The organism is Acetobacter senegalensis (assembly GCF_001580995.1).
GTDB lineage: Bacteria > Pseudomonadota > Alphaproteobacteria > Acetobacterales > Acetobacteraceae > Acetobacter > Acetobacter senegalensis.
Window position 1 is genome coordinate 58687 of the sequence record NZ_LHZU01000143.1, and the last position, 19085, is coordinate 77771.

Genomic DNA, 19085 nt, shown 5'->3' on the forward strand with positions numbered 1-19085 from the left:
CCGCTCAGAAATCAAGATTGGCGTAATAGTCGGGCGGCGTGATGCCCGCCACACGGTCCGTCAACAGCGGCCGGAAACACGGGCGGGACTTCATGCGGGCATACCAGTCTCGTACCGCCGGGATACGGGACCAGTCTATGTCCCCAATAAAATCAAGGCTGGATAGATGGGCCGCTGCGGCAAAATCCGCCAGAGACAGGAAATTCCCGGCTAGCCAGTTCCGGTTTTCCGCCAGATGGTTCACGTATTTCAGGTTCGGCTTCATGGCCGCATAACCTTCACGCAGCACCGTGCCATCGGGGTTGCCCCGACCGCTCAGGCGCTTCATCACACGCTCGCCAATAAAGCGGTTGGTCACTTTTTCAGCAAAATAGCCATCAAACCACGCCACAAGGCGGCGCACTTCAACCCGCTCAGCCAGCGTGCGGCCCAGCAGCGGGGTATCGGAATACGCTTCTTCCAGATACTCGCAGATCACGTGAGAGTCTGGAACAATCAGGCCATTGTCTTCCACCAGCACAGGCACCTGACCTGCCGGGTTCATGGCCAGAAATTCCGGACGCTCCTCCCACACCCGTTCAATAATCGCTTCAAACGGCAGGCGTTTTTCGCCCAACACAAGACGGACCTTGCGGCAATAGGGAGAAATGGGGAGATGAAAAAGGGTACGCATGACGCAGATTTATGACATTGTCTGCGCCTGCACCAGAGGATAAATCATATCTTTCATCATCAAATATGCGCGGCCACCCTGCTTGTGTGGCATACGCTCGACAGATCGGCCTCCCCGCTATACTCCTTGCGCCATCCCGTTTGACCTTACCCAGCGAGATCCCCAACCCTTGTCCGGCACGCCATCCTCCCCTCCCCGTATCCGTCTTTCCGGCAGATCCTTTCTGGCGCTCACGCTCACGCCTGAGGCACCTCTGGCAGGCTGGCTGCACGCACTTGACCTGCAACTGGCCCGCTCTGCCGGTTTTTTCTCCGGCAAACCCATCATCCTTGATCTCAGCCTGGTGGACGCCCAGACCCCGGATCTGGCGTATCTGCAACAGGCGCTGGAAGAGCGGGGCGTACGCCTGATCGGCATTGAGGGAGCAGGCCGCTCCTGGCCTGCCCTTGCCGGGTGGAACTGGCCCGAGAGCTTTATTGGCGGACGGTCTTCCGGCAACATCGATATTCCGGAAGATGATGTTCCCGCCCCACCTGCCCCCAGCACACTTTTGCTTGAAGAGCCCATCCGCTCTGGCCAGCATATTGTCTGGCCGAATGGGGATGTGATCATTCTCGGCTCCGTGGCCTCCGGGGCGGAAGTTTCTGCCGGTGGCTCCATTCACGTTTATGGCGCACTGCGTGGGCGAGCCATTGCGGGCATTGGGGGCCATGCGGACGCCCGTATTTTCACCCGCCATCTGGAAGCGGAACTGGTGGCGATTGATGGATTTTACGCTACAGCCGAGGAAATGGACGCTGAACGGAGCGGAAAACCCACGCAGGTTGTGCTCTCCGGAGAGACGCTCACTTTCCACCCGATGGCATAATTACGGCATTTTCCTTAAAAAGAATGTAGATTGAGTGAATATTCTGCATTCCATTTTTGACCGCAGATTGTAATCTTGCCGCCAACACGGCCGTCACACCCTGATTGATGGCAAGAATGGACTAAGACGAAAGAGGAATAAGACGAATGTCAAAGGTTCTGGTCGTCACGTCAGGTAAAGGTGGGGTGGGTAAAACCACCACAACCGCAGCCCTGGGCGCCGCACTGGCCAAGGGAGGTCAGTCTGTTGTGCTGGTGGATTTTGACGTCGGCCTGCGTAACCTTGATCTGGTTATGGGGGCGGAACGCCGGGTGGTGTTTGACCTCATCAACGTTATTCAGGGCGATGCCAATCTGGCTCAGGCGCTGATCAAGGATAAGCGGGTAGATAACCTCTCCCTGCTGCCTGCCTCCCAGACACGGGACAAGGATGCCCTCACCTCAGAAGGTGTCGCCAAGGTTATTGATGACCTGCGCAAGAAGTTTGACTGGGTGATCTGCGATAGCCCGGCAGGAATTGAACGCGGTGCACAGATGGCCATGTATCATGCCGATGTGGCGGTGATTGTCACAAACCCGGAAGTGTCTTCCGTGCGTGATAGTGACCGCATCATCGGTATGCTCGACAGCACGACCGCCAAAGCCAAAAAAGGCGAGAAGCTGGAGAAGCACCTGCTCATCACCCGCTATGATCCACAGCGGGCCGCGAAGGGAGACATGCTGGGCACGGATGACGTGCTTGATATTCTCTCCATCCCGCTGCTGGGCATCATTCCGGAAAGCGGGGACGTGCTGCGTGCTTCCAACGTAGGGGCACCCGTCACCATTGCCGAGCCGGACAGCGCGCCCGCCCGTGCCTACACGGATGCAGCCCGCCGCCTGAATGGTGAAAAACTGGAAGTGACAATTCCGACCGAACGCAAAGGCCTGTTTGACTGGCTGTTCAAAAGGAGAGTTGCATGAGCTCCTTCCTCTCCAACATCTTCAAGCGCCGCTCTTCCGCTCCGGTTGCGCGGGATCGCTTGCAGATCCTGTTGGCGCATGAACGTATTTCCGTGGGGGATGGCAAGGACGATCTGCTGGCCCAACTGCACCGCGAAATCATGGAAGTCATCAAACGCCATGTTGCCGTTGATCAGGACAAGGTTCAGATCAAACTGGATCGGGGTGCGCAATATTCCACGTTGGAAATTGATGTGGAAGTTCCGGGCCTGACAGACGGCAAACCGGCAGCCCCTGCCAAACCTGCACCGGATAAAACCAAGGCCAAACCAGCCTGAGCAGACACGGGCATGAGTGTTTATGAAAAAGCCAGCAGAGGGAGCTCCTTTGCTGGCTTTTTCATTCTTAAAAATTAACGCCCCGCTCTGCTGCCACAGCAAAAATAGCCAGAACGGATTTTCCAATCCGGTTGGCCATCAAGTGCGCGAAAACGGGTGGACTCTTGTTCCGCCATAGATGCCGGACCGAATTTGACACCCGCCTGCCTTCTTATGACGGCAGTAACGGCTCCAGCCAGGACTGAGCCTGCGCAAAATCGCGCCGCATGGCTTCCGCTGCTTTTGTAACGTCATGCTCACGAAAGGCCGACAGTAGTTGCAGATGCGGGTGATTTTTATCCGCTGGGCTAATGTCCGGCAGACCATTGGCCGCCGCATAGATCGGTCCGATCCGCGTCCATAACCCGTGCATGAAGCCTGCTGTCAGCGTCAGGCTGGCAAAGTCTGCCACCGCACTATGGAAAGCCGCGTTGGCAACGGCCGTGCCATGCGGGTCTCCAGCCTCATACGCACGGATGAAGTCATTATGGCATTCTTCCAGCGCGGCAATCTGCTCTGGCGTAATACGCTCTGCCACGTTCCGGGCCAGTCGCTCTTCAATATCTGCCCGCAGAGCATGGATTTCCACAAACACCGCGCGGGAAATAACAGGCACACGCGCCGTATTACGCTCATCCAGTTCCAACGCCTGTTCGGACACCAGCCGCAGCAGAGCCTCACGCACCGGCGTTGGACTGAGCTTGAGAGAGGCCGCCAGCGGCCGCAGGACCAGCCGGTCCCCCCCACGATACTGGCTGTGAATAAGCCGTTCGCGTATCTGCTCATAGGCGTAGGCCGCAAGGGCTCCCCGGCCAGTCCGCCGTTCCGTAAGGGGAGTAAGAGCTTCATCCTGCAATATCATGCGTGCGCTACCTGCTTGCTCAGAAAATACCTGTAAGGACCATCCTGCTGTTCCAGCACTGCGGGAGGTCCATCTTCCACAATCCTGCCGTCCTGCATCACGACAATTCTATCAAAGTTCCGCAAGGTGGAAAGCCGGTGTGCCACGGCAATCACGGTTCGGCCCATCATAAGCCGGTCCAGCGCCTTCTGCACATGCTCTTCGCTTTCCGTATCCAGTGCGCTGGTGGCTTCATCCAGAATAAGGATGGGTGCGTTGCGCAGAAAGGCGCGCGCGATGGCAATACGCTGGCGCTGCCCACCCGAAAGCTTGACGCCCCGATCCCCCACAATGGTCTGAAACCCCTCCGGCATGGCCTCGATAAATCCGGCGCATCCCGCCGCCATGGCTGCTGCGCGCACCTGCTCATCCGTCGCATCCGGTCGGCCATACCGAATATTTTCCAACACGGACCGATGCAACAGCGACACATCCTGCGGCACAATGGAAAGACAAGCGCGCAACGCATCATCCGTCAGGCCGCGAATATCCTGCCCATCTATCAGGATCTTGCCAGACTGCACAAAACGCAGGCGCTGCAACAACGCCAGCACGGTGCTTTTACCTGAACCAGACCGCCCCACCAGCCCCACGCGGCTGCCAGCCGTGATGTGCAGATTGAAATCCGACAGCACAGCCGTCCCACCAGGATAAGCAAAATCCACATCCCGAAAGGCCACATCGCCTTTCACGGGCCCTTCCATCTCGGTGGCGTCTTCAGCATCAGGCATGTCATGCGGCACCAGCAGCGCTGACAGCACTTCAGAAAGCCGGGCGTTATGCTGGATGGTTTCCACCAAAGACATGGCAAGGTCTCGCGTGCCGTGCAGAATGGCAAATCCCAGCGTAATGACCATGACCACCTGTCCCACAGTGGCCTGCCCCCACTGCCACAGCAACACCGCCCAGATCAGCAACCCGGTTGTGAGAACGGCAGTCAGGGCCGCGTGAACCATCCGCAGGCGTTCCATGTAACGCAGGGACTTGAGCCGCTGCCCCATTTCCCGCTGAGCCAGCGTGTTGAAGCGTTGGCGTTCCCGCCAACGCATACCAAATGCCCGCACAAGCGCGATGTTGCCCATGACGTCCAACGTCTCGCCTTCCAGTCCGGCCGCGGCCTCCGCATACAGCCCGTGCAGGGATCGCCCCCGCACCGCCAGCCGGAACATGAGAAAACACAGACCAGAGGCTGTGATGACGGTAGCAGCCCCCATCACCCAACTGACGGACAGCATGAGCGTAACGGACAGCACCACATTCAGCGCAGGAGGCAGCACATTCCACGCAAGCATGTTTTCAATAATAAAGCTGACATTGCCTGCCGTGGCGATACGGGTTGCCAGCGATATCGGCATACGGTCTGCAAAATAGGCGGGAGAATGCCCCGTAAGAAAACGGAACAGATCCTGCCGGATATCACCTGTAACCGCCACAAAAGTGCCAGATGCAAACCAGCCTGCCACACGCCATGAAAGGTTATCCGCCACAATCAGGCCAATCAGCAGGCCAACGGCTCCCCACGCGGCTTTGGTGGGCGCGCCGTGTGGAATGCTGGTCATGATATCCACCAGATGCCGAATGCCGTAGGAGGACATGACCGAACACCCAATAGCGGCCGCCACTGCGCCAAACACCATGCAATGAGCAAAGCCCCTGCACCGCATGTACCGCAGCAGAAACCGGACAGGATGCCCTGCATAACGGGGCAGATCCTTGTCTGGCACCATAATGGCAAGCTGTTCTTTCATGCGCCTCAGACCCTGCACGGCAAACAGGTAACGGGGACCGTTTTCTCACCCCAAGGCATCTGGCAGCACATTCTTCACGCTCCTCCACTCTCGCGGCGCTCAGGCCCGCACGGCGCTTTCTCTTGTCTGTTATCAGGGCTCTATCATGGCAAGAGCCCTCCAGACGTGCAGAAAAATGAAAAAAGTGCGCTTACGGAGAAAACGCACTCTTGCATCCGGGCGTGAAGACTGCTTGCTCCTTATTTTATGCAACCTCCCTCACAGAAATCTGGCTGGTTCCCTGTTGTCCTCCATCTGGAGGGCGCGCGCGTGCTTGTGGTCGGCGGCGGGAATGTGGCGGCCAACAAGGTACAGCTCCTTGTTCCTACCGGGGCAAAGATGGAAGTCCTCTCCCCCACCCTCAGCCCGGAACTTCAGACTCTGGCTGAAGACGGCGCGATCACGCACATACAGATGGATGTTACGCCAGCAGATATGGCCGGGCGCCTGCCCGGTTGCCGGCTTGTGTATGTCGCCACCAATGATACCGGGCTGAACCGGGCTGTGGCAGCTCTGTGCCAGCAAGCCAATGTGCCAGTCTGTGCGGTGGATGACCCCGGCGTTTCCAGCTTCATTACGCCTGCCCTTACCCTCCGCGGCGCGGTGCAGGTTGCTGTCTCAACAGGGGGCGCGGCCCCTGTGCTTGCCCGCCGTCTCCGGGCAAAAATTGAAGAAATCCTTCCTGCGGGGCTGCACAGACTGGCGGACTTCATGCAGGCCATGCGCCTGCCCTTGCGCGACAAACTCCCCAATTCATCAGACAGACGGCAAATCTGGGAGCGCTTTCTGGACGGACGCGGCAGCCACCTTGCCCTCAATGGTGACATGGCTGGCGCCGAGCAGGAACTGGAGCGCCTTCTTGATGGCCATACGCTCAAGGGCGAAGTCTGGCTGGTTGGCGCCGGCCCCGGTGACCCGAACCTGCTGACCCTTGCCGCCCTCCGGCTGATGCAGGATGCCGATACGGTGCTGTATGACAACCTCATCGGCCCAGAGATTCTCAATTATGTCAGGCGGGATGCCGAGCGCATTTTTGTAGGCAAGCGCCGCAACCGGCACACTTTGCCGCAGACAGAGATCAATAACGAACTGGTGCGCCGCGCCAAAGCTGGCGAGCGTGTTCTGCGCCTGAAGGGCGGAGATCCGTTCATTTTCGGGCGTGGTGGGGAAGAAATGGAAGCCCTTATGGAAGCGGGTATTCCCTTCCGTATTGTGCCGGGCATTTCCGCTGCCAATGGATGTGCAGCCTACGCAGGCATCCCGCTTACCCACCGTGATTGCGCGCAGGCCTGCCTGTTCATTACCGGCCACGCCCGCGCGGACGGAACACTTGAACTGGCGTGGGAAACCATTGCCCTGCGTAGCCAGACGGTTGTGATCTACATGGGCCTGAACATGCTGCCCTTTTTGTGCACTCAACTGAAAACGCACGGCCTGCCGGGTGACTGGCCCGCTGCCCTTGTGGAACGGGGCACAACCCCGCAGCAACGTGTCTTCACCGGCACGCTGGATACGTTGCCTGACCTTGCAACCACCCATAATGTGATCAGCCCGACGCTGGTCATTATTGGGGAAGTCGTGCGTCACCGCGTTATTCCGGGCTAAAAGAGAGATAAAAATTTCGTGATAGTTTCTCTTTGCAACCATCGCTAAAGGGCGTTTTTAGAACGCCCTCAAACTTTATTCAGATTGGCAATCCATAATCTGCACATATCTCACCTCATCATTACTGATAAGACCACAGAACAAAAGCAGGATTATCTCGTTCTGTTATAACATTTTTTGATCAAAACAATACTCTCGCAACTCCTTGTTTTTAAATATTTCGTTCTCCGCCCTGCTTCTAATTGACCCGACCGAGAGCTCATCGCACGCTCTGAAAACGCAGCGCTCCCCACCCGAACGGGAAGCGCCATCCTCCTGAATATACAGAAAAAACAACCCTCTCCTGCGCCAAAAACACCTGTCATGAAGGTGTTGACGCAAGCCCCCCGCTTCTTCCACAGAGAGAGTTCCATTCCAAGGAGCGGATATTCATGGCGTCGAAGAAGCACGCTTTTTACACTCTTTTACTTGCTGCCTCCGCCTGCGTGCCGTTTTTTGAAGCTCCTGCGGCTCTGGCCGATGATTACAGCGATCTGCTGGATATTTTGCGTGCCAAAGGCAGCCTGACCCAGCACGAATACGATACGCTGCTCTCAAAGCATTTGCGCCACACGGCTGCCCCCGCCCAGCGAAGCAGCGGTCCGGCCCATGCCGTGCATACCTCAGCCTCCTCTGGCGGTGCCCATCACGTTACGCCGCATGTCACACACTCGGTTCAGGCAGGGTATGAAGACGGCATCCGCTTTGATCCGGGTGCGGAAGACAACGCCAGCCTGCGCGCCCAGCAGGCCGCAGACCGTGCGGAAGCCAGTGCTCGCTCCGCACAGCAGGCCATGCTCTCCACGCAGGATGCGCTCAACAGCAACAGTATCGTGCGCGTGGCAAAATACGTGCCCGGCAAGGGGCTGACTTTCAAGGCTGGCCCGGTGGACATCAATCTCTCCGGGTTTATCAACGGTTTCTACACGTACAACAGCCCAGCTGGCGGCAGAGCCGTGGCGGGCGGTGTCTCCACCGGTTCCAGCGGGTTTGACTCTTCGGCTGTGCGTAACGGCCTGCTGCCCGCAGGCTTTATCCTGAAACTGAGCACCACGCAGTCTGGCATTGATATGTCTGCCGTGGTGGGCATGTATCCGGGCATCAACAACGCCAAGAACGGCGCGTTCAACGCCAATACCGGTGGTAGCCCAGTTGGGCTGGGCACGGCCGGGATCGATCTGCGACAGGTTTACGTCACCTTCGGCAACAAGGACGTGGGCACATTCAAGGTTGGCCGAGACCTCGCTATTTTTGGCAGCGACGCCATCCTGAACGATGCGACCCTGCTCAGCGTGGGCTCCACTGGCAGCAATGCCGCACCCGGCAATACATCACTGGGCCGTATTGGCGTGGGTTATGTCTATGCAGACTGGATTCCGCAGATTTCCTATGTGTCCCCCACCTATCACGGCTTTCAGGGCTCAGTGGGTGTGTTTCAGCCGCTGGATGAATTCAACTTTGCCGGTGGTGGCTATTCAGCGGAATCCACACAGCATTCCTCCCCCATGGTGCAGGGCAAAGGCACATATGATTTCAAGATTGGCGGCGTTCAGACCCGCATCTGGGCCAGCTTCCTGATTCAGCATCAGCAGTCCCTTACCAGCGCCTTGCTGACAGAAGAAGGTAGCGGACGTCGGGGGGCCATGGCGGAAGCGGGCGAAATTGGCACCAAATTCACCTATCACGGCTTTCAGGGCGTGGCCTATTACTACCGTGGCAGCGGGCTTGGCACCACCGGCCTGTTCTTTGATGGCATTGCGGCCAACGGGCGCAAGCGTGCATCAGAGGGCTATTACGTGCAGGCCATGTATAACTTCACCAAGAAATTCAAGCTGGTTGGCAGCTACGGTGTCAGTAACCTGTATCAGGCACCCGGCGAAAACAGCACGGAACTGGTGCGCCGCAACCAGTCTGAAGTTGGGGCCGCTTATTACAGCCTGACAGACTGGCTGAACCTTGTTGGGGAATTTGCCCATACAGAGTCCGCAGCCCACGGCCCCAACCGCAACAGCGACAATTCCGGCTCCGCAGGGGTGATCCTGCTGTTCTGATCCCTTCCCGGAAAGGCTGTTTCAGCAGCGTTCCAAGCCCCCTTTCACGTCAGGCGGGGGCTGGAACGTTTCACTCCCCCACACGTTGGCAAAAGAGACGCTGCCCTTGCCCCAGAGCGTGATTTTCTGAGGCACGGGCAGCTTTTGCACGCTCGGAAAGGTTTGAGACGTAATGCCCACCGCACCTCTTTTGACGTTGAACGATGGTCACAAAATTCCTGCCATGGGCTTTGGCACCTACCCCATGAAAGATCAGGAAGTTGAAACGGCCGTGCAGGCCGCGCTCCTTACGGGCTACCGGCTGATTGACACGGCAGCGAGCTATGAAAACGAAACTGGTGTTGGCAATGCCATTCAGGCCTCAGAAGTCGATCGCAAGGATATTTTCCTGACGACAAAGCTCCGTGGAGCCGATCAGGGGTATGACGCCGCCCTTCGCGGGCTGGACGCCAGCCTGCAACGGCTGAACATGGAGTATGTTGATCTCTACATCATCCACTGGCCACTTCCGGCAAAAGATCTGTATGTGGAAAGCTGGAAAGCCATGATTGCGGCCCAGAAAGACAGCAAGATCCGCTCCATAGGTGTTTCCAATTTCCAGCCTGCTCATCTGGAACGCCTTATTCAGGAAACCGGCGTGACCCCCGCCGTCAACCAGATTGAAATCCATGTCGATTTTCCACAGACAGAGCTGGTGGCCTTCAACACACGCCACAACATTCTGACTGAAGGCTGGCGCCCCTTGGGCAAAGACCTGATGAAAAATCCTGTCATTGACCAGATTGCCGAAAAACATAACCGCAATCCGGCCCAGATCATGCTGCGTTGGGCGACCCAGCTTGATATCATTCCCATTCCCAAATCAGGCAATCCGGACCGCATGCGCGCCAATCTGGAAGTATTCGATTTCACTCTGGATGAAACCGATATGGCCGAGATTGCCACGCTCAACACCGGTAATCGTCTGGGTGGAAATCCTGACACTTATGAAGAGTTCTGATTTCTGAAACCGTCTTTTCCTCTACCACGGCAGAGTCTCCCGTTGGGGCCCTGTCGTGCGGAGGAAAATAATTTTTTGTCCATTTGACAGGCTAACGCCACGTTAAAGCCTCATCTCGTCTCTACACCCCCTCCTTTCCCGCACATCTTCCTGGCCAGGGGGTGTTGCCCTTGCCACAGGAGGGCGTAGATAAGGCACATGACCGCCCGTTCATTTTCATCCTGGCTGAAGGCCCGCGTTCCTACTCTGGACCGCTACGTGTTTCATCAGCTTCTGGTCGCCCTTCTGGCAACAACAGGAGGGCTGGCGGCTCTTATCTGGCTCATGCAATCCCTCCGTTTTGTTTCTCTGGTGGTGGACCGCGGGCTGTCTCTGCGGGTGTTCATTGAACTCACCAGCCTGCTCATTCCCTCCTTTGTGGCTGTGGTGCTCCCCATCACCACGTTTGTGGTCAGCCTGTTCGTGTACCAACGTCTGGCTGGCGATCGGGAACTGACAGTTATGCGGGCAGCCGGTCTTTCCCCCTTTGCGCTGGCGCGCCCTGGCCTGGCCTGCGCCATCATGGCCACCTTTGCGGGGTTCCTGCTCAATCTGTGGATTGTCCCCCATTCCTACCATGCCTTCCGGCAGTATGAATTCCAGATCCGCAACAAGATGGCTGCCTTCATGTTGCAGGAAGGCGTGTTCACCAAGGTTTCGGATGTCATGACGGTCTATATCCGGTCCCGCACGCATGATGGCACGCTGCACGGCATTGTTGTGCAGGATGATCGCCAGCCGGACCGTCGCGCCACCATTCTGGCCAACCATGGCACCATGATGATCGTCAACGACACGCCGCGCGTGGTGCTGTATGACGGCTCCCGTCAGGTGATTGACCATAAAACGGGGCGGCTCGACATGCTGGTGTTCCAACAGGATTCCATGGACCTGTCTTCCACCCATCAGGAAGACGCCCGCTTCCGCGATGCTGCCGAGATGTCCCTGCACGAACTGCTCCACCCCAACCCGCAGGAAGTCTCCGCGCGTGATACAGGGAAATTCAAGGTTGAGGGCTGGCGCAGGCTGACCTCCCCCCTTACCTGCTTCTCCTTTGCCATGGTTGGTCTGTTTGCCGTGCTGCGCGGTGTCTTTTCCCGCCACGGCAATATCAAACGTCCTCTGGCTGCGGTGCTGAGTGTGGTGGGATTGCTTGCCATCAATCTTCTGCTGCAAAACCTCGCCAGCCGTAATATGGCACTCATTCCGCTCATCCCCCTTGTTGCCCTTCTGCCCGGCCTTGTCTGTTCGGCTATCCTGTTCGGGGCGGAATTCCGGGCTGGCCGTAGCCAGACCCGCTCGGCCTGAGGGAAAAACGCGCCATCATGGTTGTTTCCGTTACGCTCTCTCTCTACATCGCGCGCCAGTTCGTCTTTTCCGTGCTGGCCATGATCGCCTCGCTCACAGGCATTGTGTGCCTTTTTGACTTCATTGACCTGCTGCGCCGCGTGGCAACAAAGCCGGATGTCTCCACCAATGTGGTGACGGAAATTGCGGCCCTCCACGTTCCCTACTTCGCCATTGAGATCCTGCCCTTTGGCATCCTGCTGGGGGGCATTGTCTGCTTCTGGCGGTTAACCCGCTCTTCCGAACTGATTGTGGCCCGGGCGGCGGGCATTTCGGCCTGGCAGTTTCTGGCTGGTCCGCTGGCCTGCGCCATGCTGATTGGGGCTACAGCCACCGGCATTATTTCTCCTGTGTCCTCCACCATGTATCGCCGGGCGGAAGAGCTGGATCAGCAATATCTCCGCACCGGGGGCGGCCCACTCAGCCTGTCCAGTGGCTCCCTTTGGCTGCGGCAGTCAGATGCGGAGTATGACCCTCACGGCGTGGCCATTCTCCATGCCCGCGGCGTGCAGTTGGGCAAGGACAACATTATCCGCATCCGTGAGATCAGCGTGTTCCGGCTCGACCATAACGACAAACTGATGCTGCGAATCGAATCTCCGGAAGGCTATCTGGGAGACCGCGCGTGGGTGCTGCAAAATGCCCAGACCGTGCGACCTTACGATATTCTCCGTTCTGTCGGGCAATTTAATCTGCCGACGGATCTGACCGTCAGCCGCGTGCAGGAAAGTTTTTCCTCGCCCGAGACCCTCTCCATCTGGGCGCTTCCCAGCTTTATCAAGCTGCTGGACCGCTCAGGTTTTTCCTCAATTCGTCATAGAATTCACTTTCAGTCCCTGCTGGCGTTACCCATGCTGGCGGGTACCATGGCGCTGGTTGCCGCCGGTTTTTCCATGCGCCCAACCCGCCGTGGTGGCGTTGCGCAGATGATCGGGTCTGGCGTTGCAGCGGGATTTCTGCTTTTCACAGTATCAAAAGTTGCAGAGCAGTTTGGTAACTCCGGCGCCCTTCCCCCCGTACTCGCGGCCTGGGCACCCACAGTCGCCGGGTTGTGTCTTGCTATTTCGTTGTTGCTTCATCTGGAGGATGGCTGATTGACCGTGGCCTATCGGCCTTCCCGCGAGCGGCGGCTACGCCGCAGGCATGCACTGGCCGCCGCAACGGCGCTGGGCAGCGTGGCGGCATATGCGGTCATTGAACCGCCACGGGAAGCGCACGCCCAGTTTCGGCCGCAGCCCATGCACCTGAACACGGGCCGCACGACGTCCTCTGATGATCCTGCCACCTTTCAGGCCGACAAGGTGGACTATGATGATAACGAGCACACCGTAACCTGGACCGGCAACGTACAGGTCTGGCAGGGCGATCATGTGATGCGGGCGGACAAGATTGTCTATGACCGCGATACAGGCGTTGTTGCGGCACGGGGCAACGTGGCCACGGTGCAGCCGGATGGCTCCGTGCTGTATGCCCATTATGCTGAACTCAGCGGCAACATGCGCGATGGCATCATGCAGCATGTCAACGCCGTTCTGCCTGAAAACGCCAAACTGGCTGCCAATGGCATGCGCCGCACGGGCGGCAAGCTCAATGACATGAGCCGCGCCGTCTATACGGCCTGTAAAATCTGCGAAAAAGACAAAACGCGCGCGCCGTTCTGGCAGTTCCGCGCCTTTGACGCCACGCAGGATCTGGAACACCAGAAAATCGATTTCCGGGATGCCTATCTGGATATTCTGGGCATTCCGGTCATCTACCTGCCCTATTTCTCCATGACGGACCCCTCAGCCAAACGGCACAGCGGGTTCCTCATGCCCGGCATCACCCCTCATGACCGCTATCTGGGTACGTATTTCACCATCCCCTACTACTGGGTCATTGATGATCAGTCGGACATGACGGTGCAGGGCCTGTTCTCTACCAAGACAGGGCCGCAGATCAGCGCGCAGTATCGTAACCGCTTCAATTTTGGGTCGCTGAACATTCAGGGCGGGCTGGCGTATGACACCCACCGCGCCGATTCCTACACCAACGATTTCGGTCACGACGTGGAAGGCGGCGGCGGTCACGGTGTACAGGGCTATCTGTTTGCCAACGCGCAGTTTGCCATCAACAAATACTGGCGCGCCGGAGCCAACGTCAATGTGGCGACATCCGCCGATTACATGCGTGATTACCGTATTCAGGGCTATGGGTCAGACACACTGAACTCCAACGCCTATCTGGAAGGATTTGGCACAGGGTCTTACAGCCGTGTGGATGGCCAGTTCTATCAGGGCCTGAACCAGGGTGTTATCCGCAATACCGATCTGCCGTTCGTGTTGCCCCGCTATACCTACAGCTTCCTCGGCCAGCCCGATGCATGGGGTGGGCGTTTTGGTGTGTCCACCACAGACTTCAACGTGAAGCGTAATAACGGCACGTCCGACATCCGCGGCCAGATGGCCCTTAACTGGGACCGCCCGTTCCGTAACCGTCTGGGTCAGCAGTTCCTGCTTACCCTGCATCTGGATTCCATGGTCTACCGGGCCCGTAAGCTTTACCAGCAGCCCAACTATTATCAGAACCATAAAACCCTTACGAGCGGGCAGGTTCTGCCGACCATTGCTCTCAAAACCAATTGGCCATTTGTCCGCACATTTGAGCACGGTCGCGGTTCCCAGATCATTGAACCCATTGTGCAGGGCATTTACGCCCCCAACACGGGCGCTGGCGCCAATGATCTGATCCCGAACGAAGACAGTCTGGCGTATGAATTCACAGATTCCACCCTGTTCTCGCTCAACCGCTATCAGGGCACGGACCGACTGGACGGCGGCCTGCGCGGCAATGTGGGTATCCATGCCAACTGGACATGGGACGGGCATGAAGTGGATCTTCTGGCCGGGGAGAGTTTTCAGGAACACATCACGCATGACCGCATCCCCTATTCCGGGCTGGACCACCATGCGTCTGACCTCGTGATGCGGGCGCGCGTTTCACCCAACCAGTATTTTGATTTCAACGCCCGCATGCGGCTTGACCCCTACACCACCAAGGTCAACTTCGGTGATGCGCTGTTCAGCGCTGGCGTGCCGCATTTCCGTATTCGCGGTGGCTATGTGTATGAACCCGTAACCCCGTACTACTATTACGCCACCAATTATCGGGACAGTAACCCGCCTGCGCTTTACTACGTCAAAACCAGTGAGCTGAGCGGCGGTTTCTCAACCGATTGGGAAAACTGGCATCTGTCCGGTTTTGCGCGGCGCAGCCTCTCGCGCAAAGAGTTTGTATCTCTGGGTGGAGATATCGGATACAATAATGACTGCTTCGGCATTGATTTCATGTATCTCAAACAATACACCTCCATCGGTGGCCAGCAGCGTAACTCCACCTATCTGTTTACAGTCAGCCTCAAAACGCTTGGGGCGTTCGGCCTGAAATAAGAACTGCTTCAAAAATCGTGCTCTCTCCGCTATCAGAAACTGTGCTCCTTTTCCGGCAGAAAGCTGAAAGACTGTCCCGCATGCGTCTGCGCTCTCTTACTCTGGCGTGCTCTCTTGCCGCGCTGACTGTTCCTGCTTTTGGTGGGGCGGCCCTGGCCGCTACGTCCCATCATGCGGCCCAAAAAGAGAAAACTGTTGCCAAACAGCCTGCCGCGCCTGAGCCTGACGATATGATCATCAGGGTTATCAACGGCATCCCGCTCACCAAGCGGGACGTTGATAACCGTGGCAAACTGTTCGCGCTCTCCACCGGCCTGCCCGTTAACGCGGAACTGATGGATCGCCTCCGGCCCCAGATCATCCGTCAGTTGATTGATGAACGCCTGCGCACACAGGAAATTCTTAGCCGCCATATCAATGTTGCCCCGGAACAGATCGCTGCCGCCATTGCAGGCATTGAACGGCGCAACGGCATGCCCGAAAACGCATTGCGGGACAAACTGGCTGAAGACGGCGTTTCCCTGACCACCCTGATTGATCAGATCCGGGTGCAGATTGGCTGGGTGCAGGTACTGCGGCAGGAACTGGGTGCCCGTGGCCGTGTTTCAGCGCGGGAAATTGCCCAGCGTGAAGAAGCGCTGAAACGGGAAGACGGGCGGATTGAATACAATCTGAGTGAAATCTTTGTCCGGGTGGAAGATCCCCGCCACGCGGAAGAAGAACTGGCCTTTACAAACACCGTTATTCAGGAGCTCCGCAAAGGGGCACCTTTCCCGATTGTGGCTGCACAGTTCTCTGAAAGCCAGACAGCACTTGATGGCGGCTCCATGGGCTGGGTTCAGGAAGATGAGCTTGACCCTGCCGTGGTGGCCATGGTCAAGCAGATGCCGGTTGGCGTGGGGGCCATTTCCAACCCCATTACGGTTCCCGGTGGCTTTGTTATCATCAGCGTGAACGGCAAGCGTGTTATCGGGCATCAGCCCGGCCATGTGGCGACCATCCGGCAGGCCTTCCTGCCGTTTGATACCCAGTTAAACCCCGCGCAGGTCACCCCCCAGCAGCAGCAGACCCTGCAAAAGGCAATGCACTACACACAGACGGTTTCTTCCTGTGCCGAGGTTGAGGCCATCAACAAGCAGAATGGTGAAAAACGCCCGACTGACCCCGGTGAGCTTCAGCTTGAACGCCTGAACCCGCAGATGCGTGACCTGATGCTGTCCATGCCGCTCAACAAGCTCTCGCGCCCTCTGGTTTCCTCAGACGGGATCGACCTGATCATGGTCTGCTCGAAAAAAGAAAAGAACTTTGCTGACCGTCCCCCCAGTGAAATTGCGGATCAGCTCATGAACGAACGTGTGGAACAGACAGCCCGCCAGCTTGATAGTGATCTGCACCGTCGCGCCATGATCGTGGATGTGCACGGCAAGCCTCGGGGAGTTTAAGACCCTGTTCCCTGCCCTTGAGAGCCTGCGTGATGTTATCAGCCGGCACGGACTGGATGCGCGCAAGGCTCTTGGCCAGCATTTTCTGCTTGATCCCGATATCACGACCCGTATCGCGTCTCTGGCTGGCAAGCTGGATGGGCGGCATGTGGTGGAAGTTGGCCCCGGCCCCGGTGGCCTGACCCGCGCTCTGCTGGCCACGCCTGCGGCGTCTGTCACTGCGGTGGAACTTGATACCCGTGCCGTAAAGGTCATCACGGAACTCGCCACTCACTTCCCCGATCGGCTCACCGTTGTGGAAGCGGACGCTCTGAAGCAGGATCTGACACGCCTGTGCCCGGCACCCCGCCATATTGTCGCCAACCTGCCCTACAATGTTGCGACCCCTTTACTTATTGGCTGGCTGCGTCAGGGAACAGCGTGGGAACGTCTGACACTGATGTTCCAGTTGGAAGTGGCAGAACGCATCTGCGCCCTTCCGGGCAGCGAGCATTATGGTCGTCTGGGGGTGCTGGCCCAATGGTGCGCACAATGCGCCATTGTCATGAAGCTGCCGCCGGGCGCGTTTTCCCCGCCGCCAGCCGTGTGGTCTGCCGTGGCCAGCATTATTCCCCATCCACAACAGCCTGAGCCCGCCATGTTCAAGGCGATGGAACGGGTAACAGCCGCAGCATTCGGACAGCGCCGAAAAATGCTGCGTGGTTCCCTAAAAAGCCTGCAAGGGGAACGACTTCTGGCCGAAACAGGCATTGATGGCACCCGTCGGGCTGAAACGCTGAGCGTGGCTGAATTCGATCACCTCGCCAAAGCGCATCTGGCTCTGTCCCGCCAAGTCTGACGCTGCCTTGCTGCATCTCAAAAAGCTGGTGTGAAAAAAGTCATTGAGAGGGCTCTGCTATACCGCAGGGCTCATCTATTTAGGCACGAATGGTTCCTGGGCACTGCCCTTGGACCTGAAAGCAGCCTTTCAGAAGCGAAACAGGGTTGTCTGCATCCTTGCCCCACACAAGGCGAACCTGCGTTGCCGCGCCAAACTCATTCCCTCGCCTCAAAATTTCAGAAACCTATTGAGGCAAGGCGCGGAAGGCCATCTCGTCGAAAGCAGAAAATATTTGGTCAGTTGATACCAGCCGGTATCAACAGGAATTCGTCCATCATGCAGAACGGGAGAGGCGTGACCTAGATATCCAGAGGTTGTTTCAAAAGTCTCCACTCAGGTGCTTTTCCTCTGACCACTGCCATGAGGCGGATAAGAGTCATCCCTCATCCGCCTTTAGGAGAAGAAGAGTCGCCCTATTGGGACACAGGCCCTTCGGCTTCGGCCATGTAATCTCGTGTCAGAGGCACGGCATCAATGCCCGGTGAAATCTGGAGCTGGAAATTCATATGCCCCTGAACCCGGAAGGAAAGTTCCGCCGCATCCAGATAGAATTCAAACATCCGCGCAAAACGCTCATCATACAGTGCCACGGCCCGCGCCCGATTGGCGGCAAACCGCTCCCGCCAGATGGCAATGGTTTTTGCATAATGCAGGCGCAGGATTTCACAATCCGTGACCCACAAGCCTGATTTCTCAACGGCGGTAAAAACCTCGCTGAGAGAGGGAGAATAGCCACCGGGGAAAATGTATTTGTTGATCCAGGGGTTTGTCGTGCCCGGCCCGTCATTCCGCCCAATGGAATGCACAAGGGCCACCCCATCATCCACAAGGCTGTTTTTTAGAATATCAAAAAATTCGCCGTAGTGACGCACGCCTACGTGCTCGAACATGCCTACGGAGACAATACGGTCAAACCGGCGATGCAGATTACGGTAATCCAGCATCTCAAAGCGCACGCGCCCTTCCAGCCCTTCATCGCGCGCACGCTGGCGGGCAATGGTCAACTGCTCCTCGGAAAGCGTGATACCGGTGACAATGGCACCGTAATCCCGCGCCAGCGTAAGGCCCATGCCGCCCCAGCCGCACCCGATATCCAGCACTTCCATGCCGGGCTTTAGCAGCAGCTTGGACGCAATATGCCGCTTCTTGGCTTCCTGCGCTTCATCCAGCGTCTCGTCCCCACGGCGGAAATAGGCGCAGGAGTACTGCTTATCCTTATCAAGGAAGAGATCATACAACCGGCTATCAAGGTCGTAATGATGGGCAACATTCTGGCGGGCGCGCTTGACGGGATTGAACTGAATCCAGCCACGGCAGGCATAGCGGAAGCTGGCTGCAATCTGCTCCGGCAGATGGCCGGGAGACATGGCGTTGAGCATCAGCAGATCAAGAAGCTGATACAGCGTGCATCCCTTTGGGCGAATGCCGCCATTCATATACCCCTCGCCAAAGGCAAGCCCTGGGTTGAGCGCCAAAGCCCTTGCACTGGCCGAATCAAGTAGCTCCATACCGGCTTCCGGCCCTGGTTTGCTGCCTTCATACACAGTCTGCGCCCCATCTGGCCACGCCACGTGCAGACGGCCGGACGAGATAAAATGCCGCAAGATCCGGTCAAGAAGTCGGTTCATCCGTGCTGGCTCCTTCATGCCCAATTTTCGGGGCACCATAAGCCAAAAAAAAGGGTCCGGAAATTACTTCCGGACCCTC

Annotated in this window: 15 protein-coding genes; 11 read left to right on the forward strand and 4 right to left on the reverse strand. The window is 57.5% G+C overall.

Translation table 11 applies throughout. From position 1 onward, the window contains the following. Positions 1 to 4: 4 nt before the first annotated feature. Complete coding sequence (locus tag AD948_RS13885) at positions 5 to 673, reverse strand: glutathione S-transferase family protein (RefSeq protein WP_006557040.1); 669 nt, start codon at positions 671 to 673, stop codon at positions 5 to 7. Positions 674 to 842: 169 nt separating this feature from the next. Here AD948_RS13885 and minC point away from each other — a divergent pair, with 169 nt between their 5' ends. The 3 genes from minC (at position 843) to minE (ending at position 2820) form a co-directional block, all read left to right on the forward strand. Continuing rightward, positions 843 to 1541: a septum site-determining protein MinC gene (minC, locus tag AD948_RS13890; RefSeq protein ID WP_061472428.1), complete on the forward strand. Its 699-nt coding sequence runs from the start codon at positions 843 to 845 to the stop codon at positions 1539 to 1541. A 146-nt stretch (positions 1542 to 1687) separates the two neighbouring features. Next, positions 1688 to 2503 (forward strand): septum site-determining protein MinD, encoded by an 816-nt coding sequence (gene minD / locus AD948_RS13895; protein ID WP_061472429.1) that lies wholly within the window; start codon positions 1688 to 1690, stop codon positions 2501 to 2503. Then, the gene (gene minE, locus AD948_RS13900; RefSeq protein ID WP_061472430.1) at positions 2500 to 2820 is read left to right on the forward strand and encodes a cell division topological specificity factor MinE; all 321 of its coding nucleotides are present in this window, start codon (positions 2500 to 2502) and stop codon (positions 2818 to 2820) included. The genes minD and minE overlap by 4 nt, the downstream gene beginning before the upstream one ends. 211 nt (positions 2821 to 3031) lie before the next feature. Here minE and AD948_RS13905 read toward each other — a convergent pair whose 3' ends face one another. Both AD948_RS13905 and AD948_RS13910 read right to left on the reverse strand, forming a co-directional pair. Next, positions 3032 to 3721, reverse strand: coding sequence for a GntR family transcriptional regulator (locus AD948_RS13905; protein WP_006557034.1), 690 nt, complete (start codon positions 3719 to 3721; stop codon positions 3032 to 3034). Then, the gene (locus AD948_RS13910) at positions 3718 to 5508 is read right to left on the reverse strand and encodes an ABC transporter ATP-binding protein (protein ID WP_061472431.1); all 1791 of its coding nucleotides are present in this window, start codon (positions 5506 to 5508) and stop codon (positions 3718 to 3720) included. The genes AD948_RS13905 and AD948_RS13910 overlap by 4 nt, the downstream gene beginning before the upstream one ends. Before the next feature lie 246 nt (positions 5509 to 5754). On the opposite strand from AD948_RS13910, the gene cysG reads away from it, so the two are divergent. The 8 genes from cysG (at position 5755) to rsmA (ending at position 17336) form a co-directional block, all read left to right on the forward strand. Then, on the forward strand, positions 5755 to 7152 hold the full coding sequence (gene cysG, locus AD948_RS13915; RefSeq protein WP_061472432.1) for a siroheme synthase CysG: 1398 nt from the start codon (positions 5755 to 5757) through the stop codon (positions 7150 to 7152). Between the two features lie 431 nt (positions 7153 to 7583). Beyond that, a complete protein-coding gene (locus tag AD948_RS13920) occupies positions 7584 to 9242 on the forward strand; it encodes a porin (protein WP_082782468.1) in 1659 nt (552 codons plus the stop codon). Between the two features lie 172 nt (positions 9243 to 9414). Next, a complete protein-coding gene (locus AD948_RS13925) occupies positions 9415 to 10242 on the forward strand; it encodes an aldo/keto reductase (protein WP_061472433.1) in 828 nt (275 codons plus the stop codon). 198 nt (positions 10243 to 10440) lie between these two features. Then, positions 10441 to 11589, forward strand: coding sequence for an LPS export ABC transporter permease LptF (gene lptF / locus AD948_RS13930; protein WP_006557027.1), 1149 nt, complete (start codon positions 10441 to 10443; stop codon positions 11587 to 11589). A gap of 17 nt (positions 11590 to 11606) precedes the next feature. Then, positions 11607 to 12722 carry an LPS export ABC transporter permease LptG gene (gene lptG / locus AD948_RS13935; protein ID WP_006557026.1) on the forward strand — a complete coding sequence of 372 codons (1116 nt, stop codon included), beginning with the start codon at positions 11607 to 11609 and terminating at the stop codon, positions 12720 to 12722. Between the two features lie 6 nt (positions 12723 to 12728). Next, positions 12729 to 15056, forward strand: coding sequence for an LPS-assembly protein LptD (locus AD948_RS13940; protein WP_061472458.1), 2328 nt, complete (start codon positions 12729 to 12731; stop codon positions 15054 to 15056). A gap of 80 nt (positions 15057 to 15136) precedes the next feature. Next, positions 15137 to 16498, forward strand: coding sequence for a peptidylprolyl isomerase (locus AD948_RS13945; protein WP_039903107.1), 1362 nt, complete (start codon positions 15137 to 15139; stop codon positions 16496 to 16498). Next, entirely contained in the window at positions 16470 to 17336 is an 867-nt protein-coding gene (rsmA, locus tag AD948_RS13950) for a 16S rRNA (adenine(1518)-N(6)/adenine(1519)-N(6))-dimethyltransferase RsmA (protein WP_061472434.1), read from the forward strand. Before AD948_RS13945 ends, rsmA begins: the two co-directional genes overlap by 29 nt. A gap of 455 nt (positions 17337 to 17791) precedes the next feature. Here rsmA and AD948_RS13955 read toward each other — a convergent pair whose 3' ends face one another. Further along, complete coding sequence (locus tag AD948_RS13955; RefSeq protein WP_058986900.1) at positions 17792 to 19006, reverse strand: SAM-dependent methyltransferase; 1215 nt, start codon at positions 19004 to 19006, stop codon at positions 17792 to 17794. Positions 19007 to 19085 lie beyond the last annotated feature (79 nt).

What these genes read in the sequence shown, in the direction of transcription:
- AD948_RS13885 (WP_006557040.1), bottom strand. Translation starts at nt 673, where the DNA reads ATGCGTACCCTTTTTCATCTCCCCATTTCTCCCTATTGCCGCAAGGTC.
- minD (WP_061472429.1), top strand. Translation starts at nt 1,688, where the DNA reads ATGTCAAAGGTTCTGGTCGTCACGTCAGGTAAAGGTGGGGTGGGTAAA.
- minE (WP_061472430.1), top strand. Translation starts at nt 2,500, where the DNA reads ATGAGCTCCTTCCTCTCCAACATCTTCAAGCGCCGCTCTTCCGCTCCG.
- AD948_RS13905 (WP_006557034.1), bottom strand. Translation starts at nt 3,721, where the DNA reads ATGATATTGCAGGATGAAGCTCTTACTCCCCTTACGGAACGGCGGACT.
- AD948_RS13910 (WP_061472431.1), bottom strand. Translation starts at nt 5,508, where the DNA reads ATGAAAGAACAGCTTGCCATTATGGTGCCAGACAAGGATCTGCCCCGT.
- cysG (WP_061472432.1), top strand. Translation starts at nt 5,755, where the DNA reads ATGCAACCTCCCTCACAGAAATCTGGCTGGTTCCCTGTTGTCCTCCAT.
- AD948_RS13920 (WP_082782468.1), top strand. Translation starts at nt 7,584, where the DNA reads ATGGCGTCGAAGAAGCACGCTTTTTACACTCTTTTACTTGCTGCCTCC.
- AD948_RS13925 (WP_061472433.1), top strand. Translation starts at nt 9,415, where the DNA reads ATGCCCACCGCACCTCTTTTGACGTTGAACGATGGTCACAAAATTCCT.
- lptF (WP_006557027.1), top strand. Translation starts at nt 10,441, where the DNA reads ATGACCGCCCGTTCATTTTCATCCTGGCTGAAGGCCCGCGTTCCTACT.
- lptG (WP_006557026.1), top strand. Translation starts at nt 11,607, where the DNA reads ATGGTTGTTTCCGTTACGCTCTCTCTCTACATCGCGCGCCAGTTCGTC.
- AD948_RS13945 (WP_039903107.1), top strand. Translation starts at nt 15,137, where the DNA reads ATGCGTCTGCGCTCTCTTACTCTGGCGTGCTCTCTTGCCGCGCTGACT.
- rsmA (WP_061472434.1), top strand. Translation starts at nt 16,470, where the DNA reads ATGTGCACGGCAAGCCTCGGGGAGTTTAAGACCCTGTTCCCTGCCCTT.
- AD948_RS13955 (WP_058986900.1), bottom strand. Translation starts at nt 19,006, where the DNA reads ATGAACCGACTTCTTGACCGGATCTTGCGGCATTTTATCTCGTCCGGC.